18 protein-coding genes and 1 pseudogene are annotated in these 21,405 nt (G+C 55.9%); 12 read left to right on the top strand and 7 right to left on the bottom strand.

Going from position 1 to position 21,405, the window contains the following annotated elements; translation table 11 throughout:
• The first annotated feature begins 67 nt into the window (after positions 1–67).
• Positions 68–1,021: a dihydrodipicolinate synthase family protein gene (locus Q1B15_RS17365; RefSeq protein ID WP_299756067.1), complete on the top strand. Its 954-nt coding sequence runs from the start codon at positions 68–70 to the stop codon at positions 1,019–1,021.
• A 30-nt stretch (positions 1,022–1,051) separates the two neighbouring features.
• Here the strand turns inward: Q1B15_RS17365 and Q1B15_RS17360 are convergent, their stop codons facing one another.
• The 3 genes from Q1B15_RS17360 to ubiE form a co-directional block, all read right to left on the bottom strand.
• On the bottom strand, positions 1,052–2,836 hold the full coding sequence (locus Q1B15_RS17360; protein WP_299756064.1) for an IlvD/Edd family dehydratase: 1,785 nt from the start codon (positions 2,834–2,836) through the stop codon (positions 1,052–1,054).
• A 623-nt stretch (positions 2,837–3,459) separates the two neighbouring features.
• The gene (ubiB, locus tag Q1B15_RS17355) at positions 3,460–4,989 is read right to left on the bottom strand and encodes a 2-polyprenylphenol 6-hydroxylase (RefSeq protein WP_299756062.1); all 1,530 of its coding nucleotides are present in this window, start codon (positions 4,987–4,989) and stop codon (positions 3,460–3,462) included.
• Positions 4,990–5,745: a bifunctional demethylmenaquinone methyltransferase/2-methoxy-6-polyprenyl-1,4-benzoquinol methylase UbiE gene (ubiE, locus tag Q1B15_RS17350; protein ID WP_299756060.1), complete on the bottom strand. Its 756-nt coding sequence runs from the start codon at positions 5,743–5,745 to the stop codon at positions 4,990–4,992.
• 504 nt (positions 5,746–6,249) lie between these two features.
• On the opposite strand from ubiE, the gene Q1B15_RS17345 reads away from it, so the two are divergent.
• From Q1B15_RS17345 to gyrB, 10 genes are all read left to right on the top strand, one after another.
• A complete protein-coding gene (locus tag Q1B15_RS17345) occupies positions 6,250–6,594 on the top strand; it encodes a hypothetical protein (RefSeq protein ID WP_299756057.1) in 345 nt (114 codons plus the stop codon).
• Positions 6,578–7,429, top strand: a complete 852-nt coding sequence (gene mutM / locus Q1B15_RS17340; protein WP_299756054.1) for a bifunctional DNA-formamidopyrimidine glycosylase/DNA-(apurinic or apyrimidinic site) lyase — start codon at positions 6,578–6,580, stop codon at positions 7,427–7,429. The genes Q1B15_RS17345 and mutM overlap by 17 nt, the downstream gene beginning before the upstream one ends.
• Before the next feature lie 63 nt (positions 7,430–7,492).
• On the top strand, positions 7,493–8,269 hold the full coding sequence (locus tag Q1B15_RS17335) for an enoyl-CoA hydratase (RefSeq protein WP_299756051.1): 777 nt from the start codon (positions 7,493–7,495) through the stop codon (positions 8,267–8,269).
• A 164-nt stretch (positions 8,270–8,433) separates the two neighbouring features.
• Positions 8,434–8,697, top strand: a complete 264-nt coding sequence (rpsT, locus tag Q1B15_RS17330; protein ID WP_299756048.1) for a 30S ribosomal protein S20 — start codon at positions 8,434–8,436, stop codon at positions 8,695–8,697.
• A gap of 214 nt (positions 8,698–8,911) precedes the next feature.
• Complete coding sequence (locus Q1B15_RS17325; RefSeq protein ID WP_299756047.1) at positions 8,912–9,361, top strand: rhodanese-like domain-containing protein; 450 nt, start codon at positions 8,912–8,914, stop codon at positions 9,359–9,361.
• 31 nt (positions 9,362–9,392) lie between these two features.
• Positions 9,393–10,742, top strand: a complete 1,350-nt coding sequence (gene dnaA, locus Q1B15_RS17320; protein WP_299756044.1) for a chromosomal replication initiator protein DnaA — start codon at positions 9,393–9,395, stop codon at positions 10,740–10,742.
• Positions 10,743–10,908: 166 nt separating this feature from the next.
• On the top strand, positions 10,909–12,027 hold the full coding sequence (gene dnaN, locus Q1B15_RS17315) for a DNA polymerase III subunit beta (RefSeq protein WP_299756041.1): 1,119 nt from the start codon (positions 10,909–10,911) through the stop codon (positions 12,025–12,027).
• Positions 12,028–12,090: 63 nt separating this feature from the next.
• The gene (recF, locus tag Q1B15_RS17310; RefSeq protein WP_299756038.1) at positions 12,091–13,191 is read left to right on the top strand and encodes a DNA replication/repair protein RecF; all 1,101 of its coding nucleotides are present in this window, start codon (positions 12,091–12,093) and stop codon (positions 13,189–13,191) included.
• Complete coding sequence (locus Q1B15_RS17305) at positions 13,188–13,808, top strand: LysE family translocator (protein ID WP_299756035.1); 621 nt, start codon at positions 13,188–13,190, stop codon at positions 13,806–13,808. The genes recF and Q1B15_RS17305 overlap by 4 nt, the downstream gene beginning before the upstream one ends.
• A gap of 123 nt (positions 13,809–13,931) precedes the next feature.
• Positions 13,932–16,349, top strand: coding sequence for a DNA topoisomerase (ATP-hydrolyzing) subunit B (gene gyrB, locus Q1B15_RS17300; protein ID WP_299756033.1), 2,418 nt, complete (start codon positions 13,932–13,934; stop codon positions 16,347–16,349).
• 90 nt (positions 16,350–16,439) lie between these two features.
• On the opposite strand, the gene Q1B15_RS17295 is transcribed toward gyrB, so the two are convergent.
• Positions 16,440–17,354, bottom strand: coding sequence for a rhodanese-related sulfurtransferase (locus Q1B15_RS17295; RefSeq protein ID WP_299756031.1), 915 nt, complete (start codon positions 17,352–17,354; stop codon positions 16,440–16,442).
• Positions 17,355–17,451: 97 nt separating this feature from the next.
• On the opposite strand from Q1B15_RS17295, the gene pncA reads away from it, so the two are divergent.
• A complete protein-coding gene (pncA, locus tag Q1B15_RS17290; RefSeq protein ID WP_299756028.1) occupies positions 17,452–18,057 on the top strand; it encodes a bifunctional nicotinamidase/pyrazinamidase in 606 nt (201 codons plus the stop codon).
• Here the strand turns inward: pncA and Q1B15_RS17285 are convergent, their stop codons facing one another.
• The 3 genes and pseudogenes from Q1B15_RS17285 to Q1B15_RS17275 all read right to left on the bottom strand — a co-directional run.
• Positions 18,058–19,671: a SulP family inorganic anion transporter gene (locus tag Q1B15_RS17285; protein ID WP_299756094.1), complete on the bottom strand. Its 1,614-nt coding sequence runs from the start codon at positions 19,669–19,671 to the stop codon at positions 18,058–18,060.
• Between the two features lie 457 nt (positions 19,672–20,128).
• Positions 20,129–20,677 carry an MFS transporter gene (locus Q1B15_RS17280; RefSeq protein ID WP_299756025.1) on the bottom strand — a complete coding sequence of 183 codons (549 nt, stop codon included), beginning with the start codon at positions 20,675–20,677 and terminating at the stop codon, positions 20,129–20,131.
• Positions 20,678–20,822: 145 nt separating this feature from the next.
• Positions 20,823–21,405 (bottom strand): annotated as a pseudogene (locus Q1B15_RS17275) (hypothetical protein); the annotation flags it as partial.

The following is a 21,405-nucleotide window of genomic DNA, read 5'->3' as shown; positions in this document are numbered from 1 at the left end:
GGGCGGGGTCGTTGCGCGCTATCCATTTCGCCAGAGCGGATCGGTCGAAGGAGGAGGGAAAACAGCGATGAAGTATTCCAAGGCACAGGCAAAGGAATATGCACGCGACCAAATGCGAGGCATTTGGGCCGCGGCTTTGAACCCGTTTGACGGTGATGGCGCCCTCAACGAAGAGGGATTACGGGCGAATATCCGGCACTGGGTGGATGATCTGGATATCCAAGGCCTGTTTATTGCGGGCAAACAGGGCGAGTTTTTCTCGATGTCCATGGACGAGCGCAAGCGCAATATGACCATTGCCGTGGAAGAGTGCAGCGACCGCGCCGGTACGATCATGTCGATCTCGGACCAGAATGTGAGCAACGTGCTTGAATTGGGGCTTCATGCCCAAGCCTGCGACGCCGATTTTGTGGTGGTTCATGCGCCGGTCCTGAGCTTTTGTCATGATCGTGATGAAGTTCTATTCAACTACTACAAATATCTCTGCGATCGGCTCGATATCGGGATTGCGATGTGGAGTCATCCCGACAGCGGGTACTTGATGGAGCCGGAGCAATGCGCTCGGATTGCGGAATTACCGAACATCGTTGCGATCAAATATTCAGTGCCGCGTGAGATGTATGTGCGGTTGAGCCATATGGTCGGAGACTTGATACAGGTTTCCACGTCGCTTGAAGATGATTGGCTGGACAATATCGAGGAGTTGGGCTGGCAGCTCTATCTCTGTTCGTCGCCGCCCTATCAGCTACAGACAAAAAACGACAAACGGATGCACGAATATACCGAGCTAGCTTTCTCGGGGCGGTTCGACAAGGCGCGGATGGTGCGCGACAGCCTGGAGCCGGTGCGGCAGGCCATCCGTTCAACAAAGCCGGGGGGTAAGCCGACAGCGCACGGCAAGTATTGGCAAGAGCTGCTGGGACAGGCAGGCGGCTTTGTGCGTCATCCGATGTTGGAGTTGAGCGAAGAGGAAAAGAACCGCACGCGCACGGCCTTCGAGGGGTGTGGTTTGAAGCTTTGAGGGCGGTGATGTTTCGCCCTCACGCTTGATTCAGTGATTGTCGCGCGGCGTGCCTTTTGTCCTGGCAATATCGCGGTATTCCGTGGCGCCTCGCAGGACCATGCCTTCGCTGAGAGGGCCGACGCGTTCGCGGAAGATCTCTTGCCAAGGTGACTGGCTTTCCGGGGTGAAAGGATGATCTGGAAGTGCGGCGCGACGCGCCTCAAGCTCGGCTTCATCGACCAGCATATCCGCAGAACAGGCGGTTAGATCAATGCGCACGCGATCATCTGTCTGAACAAGGGCAAGACCCCCACCAGCTGCGGCTTCGGGCGAGGCATTGAGGATCGAGGGTGAACCGGATGTGCCGGATTGGCGTCCATCGCCGATGCAAGGCAGCGCCGTCACGCCCCGCCTCAGAAGATAGGAGGGCGCGCGCATGTTCACGACTTCTGCAGCGCCCGGGTAGCCGATCGGCCCTACGCCGCGCATGATGAGAACACAGTATTCGTCGATGCCGAGAGACTCGTCATCGATCCGCCTGTGGTAATCTTCCGGGCCGTCGAAAACGATAGCACGGCCCTCAAACGCGTTGGGTTGATCGGGGTTCGACAGGTAGCGGTCCCGGAACTCCTTGGAGATCACGCTCGTCTTCATGATGGCACTGTCAAAAAGATTACCCTTGAGATTGATGAAGCCCGCGTCATTCAGCATTGGTGCAGAGGCAGACTTAATGACATCTATATTGTCGCTTCTGACGCCCCCACAGTTTTCTCGCATGGTCTTGCCGTTTACCGTCACAGCGTCAGGATGTGGCAGAAGTCCGGCCTCCAGCAATTCACCAATGACAGCCGGAACTCCGCCTGCCCGGTGGTAGTCCTCGCCCAGATACTCGCCAGCCGGCTGCAGATTTACGAGCAGTGGCACCTTGTGCCCAAGCGCCTGCCAGTCGTCATTGTCGAGCGGCACGCCAAGGTGTCGCGCAATGGCATTGAGGTGGATAGGGGCGTTGGTCGACCCGCCGATTGCTGAATTGACAACCACTGCATTTTCGAAGGCTTCACGTGTCATAACGTCGGAGGGCCGGCGGTCTGAATTGACCATCTCGATAATTCGCTGCCCGGTTTGATAGCTGATTTGACCACGTTCACGGTATGGGGCAGGGATCGCCGCGGAGCCGGGAAGTTGCATGCCCAGCGCTTCAGCGAGGGAGTTCATCGTGCTCGCGGTACCCATGGTGTTGCAGTAGCCAACGGACGGGGTGGAAGACGCGACCAGATCCATAAAGCCATCGTCGTCAATCTCGCCAGCGGCCTGCATTTCGCGAGCTTTCCAGACGATCGTTCCCGAGCCAGTCCGCTTTCCCTGGAACCACCCGTTCAACATCGGACCGACAGAGAGTGCAATGGCAGGGATGTTGACGGTTGCGGCCGCCATGAGAAGCGCAGGCGTAGTTTTGTCACAGCCGATATTTAGGACGACGCCGTCGATCGGGTAACCATAGAGTGTTTCGACAAGGGACAGATAAGCAAGGTTACGGTCAAGTGACGCGGTCGGGCGTTTTCCGGTCTCTTGTATCGGGTGAACTGGGATTTCGATGACTGTGCCACCCGCAGCGATGACGCCGTCCCGCACACGTTTGGAAAGCTCGATATGATGGCGGTTACAGGGGCTAAGATCACTACCCGTCTGTGCGATACCGATGATCGGCTTGCCGGACTGAAGTTCTTCTCGGGTAAGGCCATAGTTCAGGTAGCGTTCAAGGTAGAGCGCGGTCATCTCCTGATTGTCAGGATTGTTGAACCATTCTTGCGAGCGCAGCTTGGGTTTGGTCACGGCACCTATCCTTTGATAATTTGTTCTTATTCGCGTAATCCAAAGATGAATAGGTTTCCAGAGGGTCAGCAAAAATGTGTCATGTTGGCTTGGAAAGCTTTCGGGCGATTGACCGCTTGCTCAAGGCTTTGGGATAGATCGATTTCGGGGGCGTACGTGGGGTGGATTATGTCCGCAGGGTCCAATGCGCCGATGATTGTTAGGGAAAAAAAGGTTATCGCTGCAGGCCACCATGAGTGTGCCTGGAAGGATGCCCATGCCGATGCTGTAGCGGCATGGGCATCCTTCTTTCCGTTGATACGGCTCCTTGGCGCCACAAAGGAGAAGCAAAGGGTTATCAGTGGCCGAAGAGATTTTCTTACCAGCTAAGGTCTTCCCCTGAACGGCGACCTAAGTCTTTGGGATGGTATCGGCGCGGATGGGTCTCCGCTTGCAAATGGCGCATATGTTTCCGAGTTAGAAAGCGTGAATAACGGTGAGGTCACGAGTCCGAAATCTTTCGACCACTACGCAATGATCCGCGAAGCCCGGCTTGGCGCAAGCGGTGTTGAAGTTGTTCTATCCGAGGGCGCCACGACCCCATCTTCGGAAGTTCTGGCTTTTAGAGTGCCCGATTTGTTAGGCTATAGCGCGAGACCAACCAGTACTCCGACCGCAAGCAAACCGCTTCCTGCAAGAACCAAAGCTCCCTTCTTCAGCCATGAGTTAGGCTTGATCGTCTTGGGAGTCGCTTGCTGTTGGATAAGAGCTGCCTCAACAATCTGTGGCAACCTAGGACCAAACCTTCCGACGACGCGCAGGGTGCGTCCCAGATCCCGGATGAGTGCTTTGGGGCCGATGCTCTCGGCGATATAGCTTTCTACGATGGGCTGCGAGACGGTCCAAATGTTAATATTGGGGCTGAGCGAGCGTGACACGCCTTCGACCACGACCATCGTGCGCTGCAGCAAAATCAGCTCGGTTCGCGTTTCCATGCCAAACCGTTCTGTAACCTCAAACAAGTAGCTTAACAGGCGCCCCATGGATATCCGGCTTGCATCCATTCCGAATATTGGCTCGCCCACGGCGCGCAGAGCGCGCGCAAACTCATCGACGTCCCTATCCGCGGGAACATAGCCCGCCTCGAAATGGACTTCGGCGACCCGCCGATAGTCCTTTCGTATGAACCCAAACAAGATCTCGGCGTAGACACGGCGTGTATACTCGTCGATGCGCCCCATGATCCCGAAATCCAAGGCAACAAGCGTCCCGTCCTCGGCAACTTTTAGATTGCCCTGATGCATGTCGGCATGAAAATAGCCATCTCGCAGCGCATGGCGCAGGAACATAGTCAAGATGCGCTCACCTAGGGCGCTCGTGTCGTGTCCGGCTGCCTCAATCGCTTTAACGTCCCCGGACGAAAAACCACCGACCCACGCCAGCGTCATGACACGACGCGATGATAAAGCCCACTTTACCTCAGGAACCGCGAAACCCTCGTCGCCAGCCGTATTTGCCGCGAATTCCGCAGCAGAGGCGGTTTCGAGACGAAGATCCAACTCACCCATTACCACGCCCTCGAAATGGGTAATGACTTCCGTGGGTCGAAGTCGGCGCGTTGAAGGAGCCAGCGTTTCGATCATGCGGGCCGCGAGAAAAAACGCATCGATATCGCGACGGAACGCTCTTTCAATCTTTGGTCGTAGAACTTTGACTGCGACCTCCTCGCCGGTTCCCAAAAGCTTTGCTTTGTGGACCTGCGCAATCGAAGCAGCGGCAACGGGTTCGGAAAACTCGCTAAAGAGCTCTTCTACTGGAAGGCCTAGCTCCTTTGCGACGGTTGCCTTGGCAATATCTGTTGGGAATGGTGGGAGCTTGTCTTGTAGCACCCTTAGTTGAAGCGCCAATTCGTCGCCGACGACGTCCGGGCGAGTCGAAAGGAGTTGGCCAAATTTGATATAGGCAGGGCCAAGTGCGGTTAGCGCACGCGTTGCGGGGGGCTGCTCGGGGTCACCTTTGTAGCCAAGCCATTTGAACGGCCAACCCAGAACACGTGCGGCAATTCGCAGGGAAGCCGGCGCGTTGAATGCTTCAAGAACCACCCCCATTGCGCCGGTTCTCTCGAGAGTCGCGCCGGTACGGATAAGCCGCAGGATATTGTGGGGACCGCGCACCTAGATTTTCCATCCCGAATGGAGTGCGGCAATTCCCATAGAAAGGTTCCTAAATTTAACCTGACCAAAGCCAGCCGCCTCAATCATATCTGCAAATTTAGCCTGGTCCGGGAATTTTCGAATCGATTCTACGAGGTACTGATAGCTGTCTCGATCTCTGGCGATCAGTTGGCCCATCCGCGGGATCACGTTGAACGAGTACAGATCATACAACCTTTGCATTCCGTCCACGGGGAGTTGCGAAAACTCGAGGACCATCAGCCTGCCGCCTGGACGCAACACGCGATAGGCTTCGCTGAGCGCGTCCGGAATACGCGTTACATTCCGAATTCCGAAAGAGATTGTGTAAACGTCAAAAGAATTGTCCGCGAAGGGAAGGGCCATCGCGTCGCCAGTCACCCAGTCTAGCTGCGCTGACATCTCAGAGGCCTCAGCGCGCTTGCGACCCTCTGTTAACATCGATTCTGTTAAATCGAGAACGACGGCTTGCGAGCCCTTCGCGCGTTTCAGAAACCGGAACGAAATATCCCCTGTTCCTCCTGCCACATCCAAAAGGCGCTGGCCCGACCGTGGGGCGAGCCAGTCCATCATCGCTTCCTTCCAGAGACGATGAACACCTACCGACATGACATCGTTCATCACATCGTATTTGGACGCCACATTTGTGAAGACATCATGCACCAGTCCGGCCTTTTCGTCCTCGCGAACGTCTCGGGCGCCGAAGTGGGTTCTCTTTTCAGTTTCGTTTTCTGTCATGGCTATGCGCCCAAGGTTGTCCACACTTCCGATATAGCCTGCCCGCGAAAGACACAAACGTGTTGAATGGACGCGGAGGGAGGGTGAGGCTGCCCTCACTGAAGTCTCCATGTTTTTTTCTGTCCAAACTGGAATGTAAACGCTTTGCATTGATCCCCTTATCCAACCCAACAGTAAGCCTCCGGAGAAAGGCGATGTCCTGATGAAACAGCTGCTTTTTGGACAATGCTGGGTCTTCTGGGGTCCGGAGCCTTCTGCGGCGTTGCGATTAACCGTGAAGTCGCGGCGCCGCTCTTGCGACAAGTCGGTATTGATCCTGACGGATTCTGGACGCGAAGTGTATTGACGGTCATTGCTATTCCTCTTGCCGGACTGCCGGTTGCGGGTCTGATGCGATCAATCGCCAGCCTGGGTTTCGATCGGGCGGGTTGTGATGTTCACGGGTCTTCCGCCTTGCAGCCTCGTTAAGGCGCGCGATATTTCTTCACATTTACGTCACTTGCATTGACCGACCTGATCATTTTCGTCGGCGCAGACCCGCAAGAGCGCCTGATATTTCGCGGCTTCATGACAGTTTTCGGAGCAGCCGTTCTCTTCGCAGGCCTTTGGATTTTTGAGGCGCGCGTTCGCTACGATAATTCGACCCTTTTTGCGACCGACTATTCAGGCCGTGAGCCGCGACACGAAGGAGCGAATTTGGAGGACATTCAGATCAACGCTGACGCAGGGGATTACCATCTTCTGTTTCGCAGGCGGCAAAAAGCGCGTATCTCGTTCTTCTATTCTGGAGCGAACGACATGATGACGCTGGTCTGGCAGAAATTAGAGACAAATGCCCGAGCTTCCTGAGGTAGAAACAGTCCGAAAAGGACTTTTGCCGGTGATGGAAGGGTTTGTGATCCGGCATGCGGACGTGCGGCGACCGGATTTGCGATGGCCGCTTCCGGAACGCATGTCGGAACGGCTGTCCGGACAGCGCGTCCTCAGGTTGCGTCGACGGTCCAAATACATCCTTGTTGATCTTTCAAGCGAAGAAACGCTGATCATACATCTTGGAATGTCGGGACGTATACTTATTTCCGAAAAACCGCTTGGCGTATTTCATCACACGCTTCCTGCACCTGAAAAGCACGATCACGTTGTTTTCGAGATGGAGACCGGCACACGTATCGCGTTTAACGATGCTCGTCGCTTTGGCGCCATGGATCTGGCACCGACAGAGTCTGTTGAGGCGCATTGGTTACTGAAAGATCTTGGACCAGAGCCCTTGGGGAATGTCTTCAACGAAGATTATCTTGAAGCGCGGCTTCGCGGTCGGAATATGCCAATGAAAACAGCGCTGTTAGATCAGAAGATTGTCGCTGGCCTTGGCAATATTTATGTGTGCGAGGCGTTGAACCGTGCCGGCATATCGCCCCGGCGAAAGGCTGGAAACCTGTCGCGCCCTCAGATAGCTCGGCTGGTTCCAATCATCCGGGACGTTTTGAACGAGGCGATTGCAGCGGGCGGATCGTCTCTTCGGGACTATCGGCAGACAGATGGCGAACTTGGGTACTTCCAGCACGCTTTCCGGGCTTATGACCGCGAGGATCAGCCCTGCAGAACGCCCGAGTGCGACGGCACTATTGTGCGGATCGTTCAATCCGGGCGGTCGACGTACTTCTGTCCCGGGTGTCAAAGATAACTTGATCCCAAAAATTTGAGTGCTAAGCCTTTTTGTCTAAAGTAACCGCCAAAGCGGGGTTTCATGGCTTACAATACAATCGTCGTAGACGTTGAAGACCAAATTGCAACCATTCGGCTAGATCGGCCGGATGCGCTGAACGCGCTGAACGCGGAGCTGCTTTCTGAACTTGCGCAGGCCGTCACCGAGATGGATGCCAACGTTAAAATCAGATGTATGATCCTGACTGGTTCTGAAAAGGCGTTTGCCGCTGGAGCGGATATCAACGAAATGGCAGACCTCAACTTCGTTGATGTCTTTGCCACCGACTTTCTCGCAAATGACGCCGAGGCGATTATGCGGTGTCGCAAGCCAATTATCGCGGCGGTCTCAGGGTATGCGCTGGGCGGTGGATGTGAATTGGCCATGATGTGCGACTTCATACTTGCGTCGGACACTGCCAAGTTTGGTCAGCCAGAGATAAATCTTGGTGTGGTTGCAGGGCTGGGTGGTTCGCAGCGCCTGACGCGTTTCGTTGGCAAGTCAAAGGCCATGGAAATGCATCTGACCGGTCGCTTTATGGACGCCGACGAAGCCGAGCGCTCGGGTTTGGTAAGTCGTGTTGTTCCGGTCAAGAAATTGATGGAAGAAGCTCAGTCTGCGGCGCACAAAATTGCTGAAAAGTCGGCGATCGCGACTATGGTCGTGAAGGAGGCCGTCAACCGAAGCTACGAAACGACACTGCGCGAAGGCCTCCTTTTTGAGCGCCGCGTTTTCCATTCTTTGTTTGCGACCGAAGACCAGTCAGAAGGCATGACCGCCTTCAAAGAGAAGCGGGAAGCGCAGTTTCGCGACAAGTAAGCCTTTTTCGTGTTTAGGGGACTTCCATTTGCGGGTCGAATCCCCTAAACGGCCCCGTACATGCGCGTGAGGCCCGCTTCGGCCAGATGAATCCGGTTGGTAAAACCCGGAGTTGGGCTCTTGCGCAAGAAATTTGATCTAGGCCCGACGAAAGGGAAACCACCATGGCGAATTCGCCCCAGTCCAAAAAACGCGCACGCCAGAATGAGCGCCGTTTTGCCGTAAATAAAGCACGCCGTTCTCGTATCCGTACGCACCTTCGCAAAGTAGAGGAAGCAATTGCTTCAGGCGATAAGGATGCGGCAACTGCTGCGCTCCGCACTGCCGAGCCTGAATTGATGCGCGGCGTCACAAAAGGCGTTTACCACAAAAATACAGCTGCCCGGAAAATGTCACGGCTGTCTTCCAGGGTTAAATCGCTTAGCTGAACACAGCCCAGAAGATTTTTTAAACGCGCCCATTTTGGGCGCGTTTTTTTGTTAACTGATTGACCTGATAAGACTCTCCCTGGAACATTTCTTCCACCCGCTTGAGATTCGCAACGACAATAAATGAGTCAAGCGCAAAGGTCTGTTGCGCGCGGCGGGAACACCGTCCTAATTTGATCGTGCGATTCACATCGTCCTTGGGGGGACATGGTCAATGAGCGGGGCATCTGGTGTACTCGTCGGAGAGGTAAATCCCGACGTAGTTTGGCAGATATTGGAAGGCGATCCTTCTGCTATGCTGATTGACGTCAGGACGCGCGCCGAATGGGGTTTTGTCGGCGTACCTGATCTTGTGGAAGTTGGCCAAACGACGACGTTCGTCGAATGGGCCGTCTTTCCTGACATGTCTGCAAACCCGCAGTTCGTGGCTGAGGTGATGGAAGCAATCGGGGATAATATCCCGAGCATGCTTCTGTTCATTTGTCGGTCCGGCGTGCGTTCCCTTCGGGCTGCAACAGCAATCGCCGACCACTTCGCAACTGTCGGAGTGTCGGCCGAGTGTCTGAATGTAGCCGAAGGTTTCGAGGGCGATCTGGATCCAAAGGGACACCGGGGCGGCCATAATGGATGGAAGGCCCGGGGGCTGGCTTGGCGCCAGTCCTAAATGAAACGAGAGCACGACGGGTCGTAGGCGCATGATAGAAGAGACTTGGGGTAACATCCGCGGCGAGCTTTTGAAGTCCGTTGGTAGGAACAACTACGCAAATTGGATCGAGCCCCTTGAATTTTCCGCGCTGACGGATGGCGTCGCGACGTTCCTGGTGCCAACGCAATTCATGGGAAATTGGGTTTCGCGCAACTTTGGCGAGCAAATTTTGCAGGAGCTGTCGAATGCCGGGCAAAGCGTGTCGCGGGTAGAGTTTTCTGTCCCAAGGCAAGCGTTGGCGCCGCGCCGCCAACCCGCCGTGAGGCCGAAGCCGACAGTCATCAACGATGGGGAAGATCTGCCGGGAGCGCCGCTTGATGGACGCTTTACGTTCGATACCTTTGTCGTCGGGAAGCCAAATGAATTGGCTCATGCGGCGGCGCGCCGTGTGGCCGAAGGCGGTCCGGTCACGTTTAATCCACTGTTTCTCTATGGCGGCGTAGGGCTTGGTAAGACGCACCTGATGCATGCTATTGCCTGCGAGCTTCAGCGTCGCGAGCAGGGCTTGCGGATTGTGTATTTGTCGGCCGAGCAGTTCATGTACCGTTTTGTGCAGGCCTTGCGCGACAAAGATATGATCACGTTTAAGCAGCTATTCCGGTCGGTCGATGTGCTGATGATTGACGACGTGCAGTTCATTGCTGGCAAGGATGCGACGCAGGAAGAGTTCTTTCATACGTTTAACGCGCTTGTCGATCAGGGAAAGCAAATCGTTATCTCGTCAGACCGTGCTCCGACCGAGATTACCGGGGTCGAGGACCGTATTCTGAGCCGGCTTCAATCCGGACTGGTCGTCGATCTACACCCGACAAACTACGAGCTTCGGCTTGGAATTCTTCAGCAGAAAGTTGAACATTACTCTGAGCAATTCCCGAACCTGGAGATTGCGAATGGTGTGCTTGAGTTCCTTGCCCATCGTATCTCGTCGAATGTTCGGGTTTTGGAAGGCGCCATGATGCGGTTATTTGCATTTGGCGCGCTTGTCGGGCGTGAGATTACACTCGAGCTGGCTCAGGATTGTTTGTCTGATATCCTGCGGCACTCGGATCGAAAGATCACGGTGGAAGAAATTCAGCGCAAAGTGAGCGACCATTATAATATCCGGCTTAGCGATCTTATCGGACCAAAGCGCGTGCGAACCTTTGCGCGCCCGCGTCAGGTTGCGATGTATCTTGCGAAAACGATGACAAGTCGTTCGCTTCCTGAGATCGGGCGCCGTTTTGGCGGGCGCGACCATACGACTATTATGCATGGCGTGCGCAAGATCGAAGAGTTGAAGCAACAAGACAGCCAGATAGCAGACGATCTTGAGCTTTTGCGCCGGTCTCTCGAGGGGTGACAGGCGGGGGACGCTGTCTCCCGCGCGCTGCTGAGTATTTCAGTTAAAAAGAAAGCCACCGAGGCACTTGACGCTTTGGCGTCAAGGCAGGAAAGTCCCTCAAATTCCATTGCATGCAGCGGAAAACCGGATAAGTTGTTCGTCCGGCATCTTAGGGAGCGTGGACATGAAATTTTCTATCGAACGTAGCGCTTTGCTGAAGGCCGTTGGTCAGGCGCAATCGGTGGTCGAGCGCCGCAATACCATCCCAATCCTTGCGAACGTTTTGATTGAGGCCGAGGGTGATCAAGTCAGGTTTCGCGCGACCGATCTCGATATCGAGGTCGTTGACGAAGCGGCTGCGAAGATTGAACGTGCCGGCGCCACGACAGTAAGTGCTGTGACACTTCACGAGATCGTTCGAAAACTTCCTGACGGGTCTTTGGTGACTCTCACGGACGACGGAGCGTCCGGACGCCTGACAGTTGAGGCAGGACGGTCGAATTTTTCGCTTGCGACGCTGCCGCGCGAGGACTTCCCGGTCATGGCTTCGTCAGAGTACGAAGCAAACTTCGTTTGTCCCGCCCCGGTTTTGCGGCGGTTGTTCGATAAGTCTAAATTTGCGATTTCGACCGAGGAAACGCGATACTATCTGAACGGTGTCTATATGCATATTGCGGATGCAAATGGCGGGCAGGTTCTGCGTTGTGTAGCAACCGATGGCCATCGACTGGCGCGGATCGATGCGGATATGCCGGCGGGCGCCGAGGGCCTGCCGGGCGTCATCGTGCCACGCAAAACGGTTGGTGAGTTGCGCAAGTTGCTGGATGACGACGAAGCTGAGATCGCTGTATCCGTTAGTGAAACGAAGATCCGCTTCGCCGCGCCAGGAATCACGCTGACGTCTAAGGTTATCGATGGAACATTCCCCGACTATACGCGCGTCATTCCTACCGGAAACACGCGTCGTCTGGAAGTAGACGCAGCTGAGTTCGCGAAGGCCGTTGACCGGGTCGCGACAGTTTCATCCGAACGCTCGCGGGCGGTGAAACTCTCGCTGGATGAAGATCGGCTGGTTTTATCTGTAAATGCTCCTGATAGCGGAGCCGCAGAAGAAGAGTTGGCGGTGGCTTATGGCGACGAAGCTCTCGAGATTGGATTTAATGCGAAGTACTTGCTTGAGATTGCAAGTCAGGTTGATCGAGAAAATGCGGTATTCTTGTTCAATTCTGCGGGTGACCCCACATTAATGCGTGAAGGCAACGACGAATCTGCAGTTTATGTTGTGATGCCAATGCGTGTCTAAGCACCGCTCGGTACCATCCTCGCAACGTGCGGAAGTGGTATTGCAAAAAGGAAGGGCAGGGTGATGCCCGGTTGTTTTGTCACATCATTGACGATTTCTCATTTTCGGTCTCACAAGGTGACGCGGCTTTCGTTGGATAGCCGTCCTGTTGTCTTTCATGGAGCGAATGGCGCCGGAAAGACCAACGTTCTGGAGGCAGTATCGCTTTTGTCCCCGGGGCGCGGGTTGAGGCGCGCGGGCGTTGAGGAATTGATCCGAAGACCCGAAGCGCTGGGCTGGAAGATAAGCGCCGAGGTCGAAGCGGATGGCCGTTTACATGAACTTGAGACTGGCGCTGAACCAGGGCAGTCTCGAAGCGTTCGGGTTGACGGCAAAGCGCATCCGCAGCTGGCCTTGGGCCGTGTAGCGCGCGTTATTTGGCTGGTGCCTGCTATGGATCGCCTGTGGCTTGAAGGCGCGGAAGGTCGGAGGCGCTTTCTGGACCGGATGACTATGAGTTTCTTGCCGGACCACGCCGAGACTGTATTGGCTTATGACAAGGCAATGCGAGAACGGAACCGATTGTTGAAGGACATGGTCCGCGATGCGCATTGGTATCAGGTTCTGGAGCGCCAAATGGGCGAGGCCGGTGCGACGATTATGTCGAACCGGCGCGCGACTTTGGAGCGATTGGCGCAAGCACGGGATGGCGCAGAAACCGCATTTCCGGCAGCGGAGCTTTCGCTGACGCACCCGAACGAAGATTTGCCTGTAACCTCAGGCGAGCTTACGGATGCGTTGCAGACTGGGCGCGTGGCCGATTTGCGGGCCGGGCGCACCCTTGTCGGGCCGCACCGGATAGATATGCACGCGGTCTTTGCTCAGAAAGAAATTGCAGCAGAACAGTGTTCAACCGGCGAGCAAAAGGCTCTGCTGATATCACTGGTGCTCGCCAACGCACGGGCCTTGGCTGAAGACACAGGTGCGCCGCCTTTGATCCTGTTGGACGAAGTTGCAGCGCATCTGGACGCCAGACGGCGTCAGGCCCTCTATGACGAGATTTGTGCGCTCAGAGCGCAGGCCTGGATGACCGGCACCGGGCCGGAGTTGTTTGACGGACTTGGCGCGCGCGCACAGATATTCGAGGTCGTTGACGCCAACGATGCGTCACAGGTCCGACCATGACGATCTCACTTTCGGATGCGGCCCTCTATGCTGGGGCATTGTTCATCCTGTTTTTGACGCCGGGGCCCGTCTGGGTGGCCCTTATGGCCCGTGCTATGTCAGGTGGCTTTCGGTCGGCGTGGCCACTTGCGATGGGCGTTGTCGTGGGGGATGTCATTTGGCCGTTGGTAGCGATCCTGGGCGTGACTTGGATTGTCTCGGTATTCGACGGGTTCATGGTGGTTCTAAAGTGGGTTGCCTGTTTCACTTTCTTGACCATGGGCTACCTCCTTATTCAAAGTGCCGGAAAAGCCATCGCCAAAGACAGCCGATTGACCCGGCCGGGAATGTGGGCGGGGTTTGTTGCCGGGCTCGCCGTTATCCTTGGCAATCCAAAGGCAGTCCTTTTCTACATGGGCGTTTTGCCAGGCTTCTTTGATCTTACGCAACTGACTGGCGCGGACATTGCGGTGATCTGTGCGTTATCCTTTGCTGTGCCGTTGGCGGGAAACCTAATTCTTGCTGGATTTGTCGACCGAGCGCGTCGGTTGCTGACGTCTCCAAAGGCGCTGAAACGGATGAATATCGTATCGGGCGCGTTGCTTATTACGGTGGGAATTATCATTCCGTTCACCTGAGGTTTTGCCAGATAGTCGCGCTTGGGCTCTGGACGCGTCATACCCACTAAATATTGTGGTCTGGGCGTGACAGTTGCCCATAAAACGCCTATAAAATGTATGAAAACAACAAGGAAATTCCGAATGGCGGAGACGTCCGACGCGCAAGCTGAATATGGCGCCGATTCGATTAAAGTTCTCAGAGGCTTAGAGGCGGTTCGAAAGCGTCCCGGCATGTATATCGGGGACACAGATGATGGCTCGGGCCTGCACCATATGGTGTATGAAGTCGTTGATAATGGCATTGATGAGGTTTTGGCGGGTCATGCCGATGCCGTGACCGTGACAATCCACGCCGATGACAGCGTATCGGTCAGCGACAACGGCCGTGGAATCCCTGTTGACGTGCACGCGGAAGAGGGCGTTTCGGCTGCCGAAGTCATTATGACCCAGCTCCATGCCGGCGGTAAATTCGACCAGAATTCTTATAAGGTTTCGGGCGGTTTGCACGGTGTTGGTGTTTCCGTGGTGAACGCTCTGTCCGAATGGCTGGAGTTGCGGATCTGGCGGAACGATAAAGAGCACTACGCCCGGTTTGAAGGTGGTGACACGGTCGAGCACTTGCGGGTGGTCGGTGATGCCAATGGACGCAAAGGCACGGAAGTACGGTTTCTTGCAGCGACGACGACATTCTCCAATCTCGAATACCAGTTCAAGACCTTGGAGAATCGCCTTCGAGAGTTGGCTTTTCTGAATTCCGGCGTGCGGATTGTTCTGCGGGATGAGCGCCCAGCAGAGATGCTTGAGACCGAGTTTTTCTATGACGGCGGTGTGCGTGAATTTGTGCGATATCTTGATCGTAACAAATCCGCCATGATCGAGGATCCTATCTTCATCGAAGGCGAGAAAGACGGGATCACCGTTGAGGTCGCCATGTGGTGGAACGATAGTTACCACGAGACAGTTTTGCCGTTCACGAACAACATCCCGCAGCGTGATGGCGGATCGCATCTGGCTGGTTTCCGCGGCGCGCTAACTCGGACGATGAACCTTTATGCTGGATCGAGCGGTATCGCGCGCAAGGAGAAAGTAAGCTTCACCGGCGATGATGCGCGCGAGGGGCTGACCTGCGTGCTTTCTGTAAAAGTGCCGGATCCCAAGTTCTCGTCACAGACAAAAGACAAACTCGTGTCTTCAGAGGTCCGCCCTGCGGTTGAAGGCATGATGAACGAAAAGTTGTCCGAGTGGTTTGAAGAAAACCCAGGACCTGCGAAGTTGATTATCGGTAAGATTGTCGATGCGGCATTGGCGCGGGAAGCGGCTCGCAGAGCGCGCGAGATGACACGCAAGAAGTCTGCCCTTGATGTCGCATCGCTGCCGGGAAAGCTTGCCGATTGTCAGGAAAAGCGACCAGAGTTTCGCGAATTGTTCCTCGTCGAGGGGGACAGCGCAGGTGGATCGGCTAAGCAAGGCCGGTCGCGTGCAAATCAGGCTGTCTTGCCGCTGCGAGGTAAGATTTTGAACGTTGAGCGGGCGCGGTTTGACCGGATGCTGGGAAGTCAGGAGATCGGCACGCTGATCACGGCGCTTGGCACCGGGATCGGCCGCGATGAGTTTGATGTCTCGAAACTGCGGTACCACAAGATCATCATCATGACGGATGCAGACGTAGATGGTGCGCATATCCGGACGCTTCTTCTGACGTTCTTCTTCCGACAGATGCCCGAGGTTATTGAAGGCGGTTACCTGTATATTGCGCAGCCGCCACTCTACAAAGTTGCGCGGGGCAAGTCCGAGGTTTATCTGAAGGACCAGCCGTCGCTGGACGACTATCTGATCCAGATGGGTGTCGAGGGCGCTATGCTTCGCCTCGGAACCGGCGAAGAGATCATCGGGCAGGACCTCGCGCGCGTCGTCGAGGATGCGCGGCAAGTGCGCCGTGTTTTGCAAGCTTTCCCAACGCATTATCCACAGAGTATTCTTGAGCAGGCCGCGATCGCCGGGGCCTTCGTGCCGGGGCAGGTCGATGCCGATTTGCAAGGTACGGCGGAAGCCGTTGCGGCACGTCTTGACCAAGTTGCTGTGGAATATGAGCGAGGTTGGCAAGGGCGGATAACACAGGATCACGGAATTCGGCTTGCCCGAGTTTTGCGGGGCGTTGAAGAAATTCGGACGTTGGATGGCCCGGTTCTGCGATCCGGTGAGGCCCGGCGATTGGGCGGTTATACAGCCGCCTTACAAGAGGTCTATGCGAAGCCCGCAAGACTGGTCCGGCGGGATCGCGAAAACGGAGTTCATGGCCCGCTTGATCTGTTGGACACCATTCTGGCAGAAGGCGAAAAAGGGCTCAGCCTTCAACGCTACAAAGGTCTTGGAGAAATGAACCCTGGTCAGCTGTGGGAAACTACGCTGGATCCAGAGGCGCGAACCTTGTTGCAAGTGAAGGTCGAAGACCTTGCGGAAGCCGATGATCTATTTACCAAGCTAATGGGCGATGTGGTCGAGCCACGGCGCGAATTCATTCAGCAAAACGCTCTGAATGTCGAAAACCTCGATTTTTAGAAATCTGGCGAGCGGGACCTTGTCCCGCTCGCTTTGCAGACCTGTAACGCTGTCCGCGAAAAGTTAACCGCCGCGCAAAGCTGCGGTCGATCAGGTTTTAGCCGCGTCCCGAAAATGGGTTTCGCCTCGACTGCGAGCGAGTTCGATCTGTTTTTGACGTTCGCGGAAGCGTTTGCGGTCAGACTCGGACGTTTCGTTGATGCACTGATGGCATGCGATGCCTTGTTCAAAAGCCGCGTGCGTTTTGTCATCTTCACTTATCGGGCGGCGGCAGGCATGGCAGAGGTCAAAACTGCCTTTTTCGAGACCGTGGCCTACGGAAACGCGGCCATCGAAGACGAAGCACTCGCCGTTCCACCGGCTTTGGGTCTTTGGCACCTCCTCTAGGTATTTCAGGATGCCGCCCTTGAGGTGGAACACTTCGTCCACGCCCTGGCCGAGGAGATAGTTTGTCGCTTTTTCGCAGCGAATTCCGCCTGTGCAAAACATCGCGATCTTTTTGCCCTCGAAGCGCGGCGCGTTCGCGGCCCACCACGCGGGGAATTCGCCGAAGGATTTTGTGACAGGGTCCTCGGCCCCCTCAAAAGTGCCTATGGCCACTTCGTAGTCGTTGCGCGTGTCAATGACGGCAACGTCTTGGGAAGAGATAAGGGTGTTCCAATCCTCGGGCGCGATGTAGGTCCCGACGCTTGCCGTTGGGTCGATATTTGGTTGACCCATGGTAACGATTTCGCGCTTTAGCCTGACCTTCATGCGGGGGAAAGGCATCGCTTCTGCGGTGCTTTCTTTCCACGCTATGTCGCCGCAACCGGGAAGGGACTTGATATGTCGTAGCGCGGCGTCGATCCCGTCTCGGCTTCCCGCGATCGTGCCATTTATTCCTTCTTCGGCAAGAAGCAGCGTTCCTCGCACGCCATTCGCGCAGCAGACTTTTGCCAGAGGGCCTTTGAGGAGCTCCGGGCCATCAAATGAGGTGAACTTGTAGAGAGCGGCAACGATAAACATGGGCGTATCCGCTAGCCCAAATGACCGCCGGGCTCAAGGGTGACAGTTGACGCAGCGCACGATGATTTCTAGGCAAGGGTAAATCAAGGAGATCTGCATGCGCCCTGTCACCGAAGCTATTCTGGTTATCGATGTTCAAAGCGATTTTTGCCCGGGAGGCGCGTTGGCCGTCGCGGGAGGCAATGAGATTGTTGCTCCGATCAACGCGATGGTTCCCCAGTTTGCTGTACGGGTTTTCACGCAGGACTGGCACCCGGAAGATCACTCGAGCTTTGCGTCACAGCATGAAGGCGCAGCACCTTATTCCATGACAGAGATGGCGTACGGGCCGCAGGTTCTTTGGCCAGATCATTGCATTATCGGATCAGAGGGTGCCGGATTTCATTCCCAATTGGACACCCGTGGAGCGGATGTCATCATCCGGAAGGGATTTCGGCGCGAGATTGATAGCTATTCAGCGTTCTTTGAGAATGACCATACAACTCCGACAGGGCTCGCGGGCTATCTTCGAACGCGAGGCATTGAGTCTGTCATTTTGGTTGGCCTTGCGACGGACTATTGCGTGAATTTCTCTGCGGTAGATGCGGCCAGGCTTGGGTTTCAGGTTACCGTTGTTGAAAGCCTGTGCCGCGCGATTGATCTGGACGGATCGCTGTCCGCGGCCAAGGACGGAATGGCCGCGGCAGGGGTTCGGTTTGCCTGATCAGTGGCCGCCAGCAAGGATACCAGTGCGGATCGAATAGTCAGTTGCAATCTCGTAGTCGGGGTCATCGTCGCTGTCGACGATGAGTTGACCGGCCTTTGATAGCAGCTGATGGCAGTCGTGGCTGAGATGGCGAAGTTGCAGAGACTTTCCTGCAGCTTCGTACTTCTCCGCGACGGCTTCGATGGCTGTCAACGCCGATTGATCAACGACGCGGCTGTCGGCAAAATCCACGATGACGACAGCAGGGTCGTCCTTTGGCTCAAACAGTTCGGCAAAGCCTTCGGAGGAGCCGAAAAAGAGCGGGCCCTGGATTTGGTAGACCCGTGCGCCTTCTGGCGTGTCGTAACGTTTGGCGTGGATACGGGTTGCGTTATTCCACGCGTAAGTGAGGGCCGAGACGATCACGCCCACGACCACTGCCGTGGCGAGGTCGTACATCACGGTGACAAGGGTCACCAAGACGATAACGGCCGAGTCCGAAAGCGGGACGCGGCGCATGATGTTGAATGAGTTCCACGCGAAGGTACCGATCACGACCATGAACATGACGCCGACAAGCGCGGCCAGTGGTATTTGTTCAATAAGGGGTGCTGCGACGACGATAAACATTAGCAAAAACAATGCTGCTGATATGCCGGAGACGCGGGTGCGACCGCCTGATTTCACGTTGATCATCGACTGACCGATCATGGCGCAGCCGCCCATGCCTCCGAAGAAACCGGTGATGGTGTTGGCTGCTCCTTGGGCGATGCACTCGCGGCTGGCTCCGCCGCGCTTGCCAGTAATTTCGCCGACGAGGTTCAGCGTCAGGAGGCTTTCAATCAGGCCGATGGCCGATAGGATCAGCGCATAAGGCAGGATGATTTCGAAGGTCTCGAAGGTCAGCGGCACGACTGGCACGTGGAACTGGGGCAGACCGCCTTTGATGGAGGCGAGATCGCCGACGCGCGGCACATCGAAGCCGAAGACGATGACGACCAAAGCGACGATTCCGATGCCTGCCAGCGGGGCAGGGATGGCGTTGGTAATCTTGGGCATGACCCAGATGATGCCCATCGTTGCAACAACAAGCATGAGCATCAGAGAAAGCGGCCAGCCTGTCATCCATTCACCACCGCCGATACCGTGACCGGAGGCTTCGGCTGTGCCTGGGACCTGAAACTGTGTGAGCTGTGCCAGGAAGATCACAATGGCGAGGCCGTTCACAAAGCCGAGCATGACGGGGTGCGGGACGAGGCGGATGAACTTGCCCCATTTGAGCACACCGACCGCAATCTGGATCGCGCCCATAAGGACAACGGTTGCAAAAAGGTATTCCACCCCATGGGTTGCGACGAGGGACACCATGACGACCGCAAGCGCACCGGTTGCGCCCGAGATCATGCCGGGGCGACCGCCAAAGACGGCTGTGATCAGACCAACGATGAAGGCCGCGTAGAGTCCGACGAGGGGATGGACGCCTGCCACGAAGGCGAAAGCGACGGCTTCGGGAACGAGCGCGAGCGCAACGGTTAGGCCCGCAAGGAGTTCCGTCGGCAGGTGGCCGGTATCGGCTTTGCGGACGTAGCCGGGCAAGTCGGAAAAGATCGAGCGGCGGGCCAGAGCGGCCATTGTCAGTTTGGTCAAAACATGTCCTGGAGTTTTATCAAATTTGGTCGGGACGTAACATACTGAGCCTGAATTGCACGGTCTATCTTGGCATACCAACGTTGCGGTGTGGTAAATGGGGCGCGGCGGCGCCGCCCGTCCGGGTTGCGCGCTGAGGTATTTATAAAGGGGTGAAATTGGAATGGTTAACGAGGCCTTGCCGCAACGGGCGTGTGTTGGGTGTTGTTTCTAATAGCCCAAATCGAAAATGCCATGATTTGCAGAGGAAACGGGATGAAAGCCGATCTTGGCATCGCGTCGGTGCGTCTCGGTGCGAGCGGCATCGAAAAATAGCGCGTCGTTAGGGAGGAGCCGGGTGGCGCTCGGCCCTAAAAGCGCAGGCGGGAGAGGCCGTAGAGAAAGAGACCGACTGATGCCGCTGCCACGATGAAATAGGGCATGCGCATCGCCATTTCTGCTCTCAAAGAGCATGTGACAATCGAGACGATCCAACCCCTGCAAGCGCCGCAACTGCCATCAGGACCCAACCGAAGAAACGATAGAGAAAATCCACCCGGCTAAGCAAATCGTCCGGACTGAGACGTTGGCAATACGATACGGTAACAACGTTCCAAAGCTGAGCTGTGATCATCTCGCTCAAGAGTGCGAACCCCATAACATATGGGTTTGACGTCAGCGCTATGATCCCGAAAGGGACGGCCATCATTGCAGGGGCAAGGAAGACGCTGCTTTGTGCGCCGATCCGTGCGACAAACCCTGGACCCAGAAGGCTGCCAATCACACCACCGGCAGCACCCGCCCTCAGGAGGGTGCCATAACCGATCGCACTCAGCTCGAGTATGTCCTGCGAACAAGGCACCAGGATGGTCATCGGCATCGTCGAGGCCGCGTGGATGAGACCAAGCATGACAGCGAGACGCAGGATCGCAGGGTGCGCGCGCATCCACGTCCAGCCTTCGACAATTTCGGGCGAGACCTTGCAACGGAGTGCTGACTTGCGGTGGGGCATCGAGATTGATCAGACGAGCCATGCCGCCAGAGCGAAGGTTACCGCATCCAATTAAAGCGGCGCTGGTAAAGAGAAAGCCAGCCAGCGATGGGTCAACGAGGGAGCCCATTATGTGCTCAATGCTCACATTTGGCGGTTTGCGACCTCAAGATTGCCTTCGCCAGCGTGAGGGCAACACCGTTTGCACGGCGTTGACACGCAGCACTTGTGCGGAACCAAGGAGCAGCGCGCGGCCGGGCAGTGCCAGAACCGGCAGGAACGGATCACTCGGCGGTGGAAACTCGGGGGATGTGAGAACCGGGTCGATGACGCCCATGGTGAGGAGGAAACGGAAGATATCGGCTTGCACCATGAGATGGCGGCGATCGAGCAATACTGCGACGAGATTGGATAAGAGGAACCAGTGTAGTTTCGTCGAATGGGCAACGAGCGCGATCAGGTCAGGGTCACGGGTGATGAGTGCGGCGAGCCATCGCCCAGATTTGAGATGGCGGTTGCGGAAAAGAGAAGTTCGTAAGACCGGTTTGTACGCACAAGTTGTATCGAAAGCCAAAAGGCGGCACTGCCGATGGAAACTCATTGGATGCGCCAAATGAAATGGGCGGCAGATTGCTCTGCCGCCCTGAGTTTGCTGATCCGCCTTTACGAGGGAACGTGTGGTCTTAGTTAAACGAGTAGACCAGCGACACACCGAATGTATTGTCCGTGCTTTTAAAACCAGCCTCGGG

It is taken from the genome of uncultured Boseongicola sp., from assembly GCF_937988555.1.
Taxonomy (GTDB): Bacteria; Pseudomonadota; Alphaproteobacteria; order Rhodobacterales; family Rhodobacteraceae; genus Boseongicola.
The sequence above is the reverse complement of the archived record's forward strand: the minus strand, read 5'-3'. Positions and strand labels throughout refer to the sequence as shown.